This window comes from uncultured Parabacteroides sp. (assembly GCF_902493135.1).
GTDB lineage: Bacteria > Bacteroidota > Bacteroidia > Bacteroidales > Tannerellaceae > Parabacteroides.
The window spans coordinates 1-1,665 of the sequence record NZ_CABUOD010000093.1; the positions used below are offsets into that span (position 1 = coordinate 1).

3 protein-coding genes and 1 pseudogene are annotated in these 1,665 nt (G+C 41.7%); 1 reads left to right on the forward strand and 3 read right to left on the reverse strand.

The annotated features are described in order from the left end of the window. Window positions 1–600: 600 nt before the first annotated feature. Complete coding sequence (locus tag RDN79_RS19015) at window positions 601–735, reverse strand: hypothetical protein (protein ID WP_298547113.1); 135 nt, start codon at window positions 733–735, stop codon at window positions 601–603. A 16-nt stretch (window positions 736–751) separates the two neighbouring features. Beyond that, window positions 752–1,075 (reverse strand): hypothetical protein, encoded by a 324-nt coding sequence (locus RDN79_RS19020; protein WP_298547111.1) that lies wholly within the window; start codon window positions 1,073–1,075, stop codon window positions 752–754. A gap of 32 nt (window positions 1,076–1,107) precedes the next feature. Between RDN79_RS19020 and RDN79_RS19025 the strand changes: the two are divergent. After that, a pseudogene (locus RDN79_RS19025) lies at window positions 1,108–1,233 on the forward strand (DDE transposase); the annotation flags it as partial. On the opposite strand, the gene RDN79_RS19030 reads toward RDN79_RS19025, so the two are convergent. Continuing rightward, a complete protein-coding gene (locus RDN79_RS19030; protein ID WP_298547108.1) occupies window positions 1,217–1,345 on the reverse strand; it encodes a hypothetical protein in 129 nt (42 codons plus the stop codon). The pseudogene RDN79_RS19025 and the gene RDN79_RS19030 sit on opposite strands and share 17 nt — an antisense overlap. Window positions 1,346–1,665 lie beyond the last annotated feature (320 nt).

The following is a 1,665-nucleotide window of genomic DNA, read 5'->3' on the forward strand; positions in this document are numbered from 1 at the left end:
GACAACCTCAATTATATTCTCGACAATGCCGAAAACAAATTACACTTGCATCTATGTAACCATTCGATGCCGTACATATTTTCTTTGTTGCGCTTCGTCATTATCTTAAATCTTAGCGATTCAAAAACACACCTATGTCAGACCTTGTTTTCACCAAGGAATCATGTCAATACGACTTATCTTCCGGTGATGAGATTTACCTGGTAGTGGAGGAATAGACGGAATAAACCAATAGCATCCCTCGCAGAAGGCACATACAAACCGACTTCCGTTTGCAGGGTGGATATTTCCAAGGCAAATGGGAAGAAACGTGGACTTGGCATCCCTACGGCAGTTGACCGTATGATGCAGCAAGCCATCAGTCAGGTATTCGAGGTGTTTCATGAAATCCAGCTCAACAAGACGAGCTACGGCTTCCGCCCTCACCATGGTAGTCATATGGCATTGTTGAAATGTCAAAGATGAGATAATCTGGTAAAGGTACTCCGACTTTTCAACTAATAGCAAAGGCCCTACATGTTAGATAACAGATAAAGCCTTTATTTCATATTTTTCGTGAAGTGAGTTATTTCGGCTCAGATCTTTTTAACTTTGGAACTACTACTTTATCGTCAAACCAATATCTCTCAAACTATGACTTTGCACGCCACATCCCATAGATGCCAATTGCTCCCGGATGGTTTCGGAATTGTCATTTGCGATTTCGTATGACTTTTCGGCTTTTAGCCTGTCCATATTGTTGTTTTTGTTATCAATTATTACTCTTTTTCCTATTCTGATTTTTGACCTTGTGCTTTTGATAACACCAGGTCGTTTTTTCACTACCTCGGCAAGTAATGCAGCGTTGCTTGAGGCAGTGATTCTCCTGCTGAAGGTCCTGGATAAGGGCTGTCAGGCTCTTCGTGGTGGCCGACATGCGGAGGAAAGAGTATACGCACCGCATGAGGGCTTTCGATGCCAGGAAACAACCCGTGTCGTTCATGATCGCCCGGATCGTGTCGTTATCCTCGTCCGTCAGGTCGCGGATCAGGACGTTTTTAATTTCTTTCCACTTGGTATAATCGCGGCGACTCACGACAAAGACGTTCTTATGAGCTTGGCAGTAATGAGTGCAGACTGACAAATGCCTCCGCTGAATCCTTCAACGCCAAAATAAAGGATTTAAGAACACAGTTCCGTGGTGTGGGGGATATCAGATTCTTCATGTATAGGTTGGCTACACTTTACTCATGAACTCCCCACCGTCCACCGTGAAAATCTGCTGATCCGAAATAACCAACATGATCATATTGGTCTTATAGGGGTTCGTCCAAGGGAGTCGGAACGTTGGTCCAGTCTGCACCATAATCTGCACATTTGAAGGTTTAACGCAATATTGTCCTAAATAATTTTGAGGCGTGATGTAACTTGCGGCATCAAAATTATTTAGGACAATATTGGGCTTAACGACTTAAAATTTCAAAAACACAAAAATAAACTGGATTTAATTTGTTTATGTCAATTAATTAGTCATCCTTTGTAGCATAGTGAAGAAATATATAATTCACTAACAATTAGATCGGAATCTGACTATGTTTTGTATCGATAACGCGGAGGGTTTAAGAGGGGGACTTCAGACTTAAAGAGAATAGGAATCTCGTTTTAGGTCTATTAATTTGATCGAAA

Bases quoted from the DNA above. Each gene is read 5' to 3' on its own strand.
- RDN79_RS19015 (WP_298547113.1), bottom strand. From the start codon at position 735: ATGGACAGGCTAAAAGCCGAAAAGTCATACGAAATCGCAAATGACAAT.
- RDN79_RS19030 (WP_298547108.1), bottom strand. From the start codon at position 1,345: ATGGTGCAGACTGGACCAACGTTCCGACTCCCTTGGACGAACCCCTAT.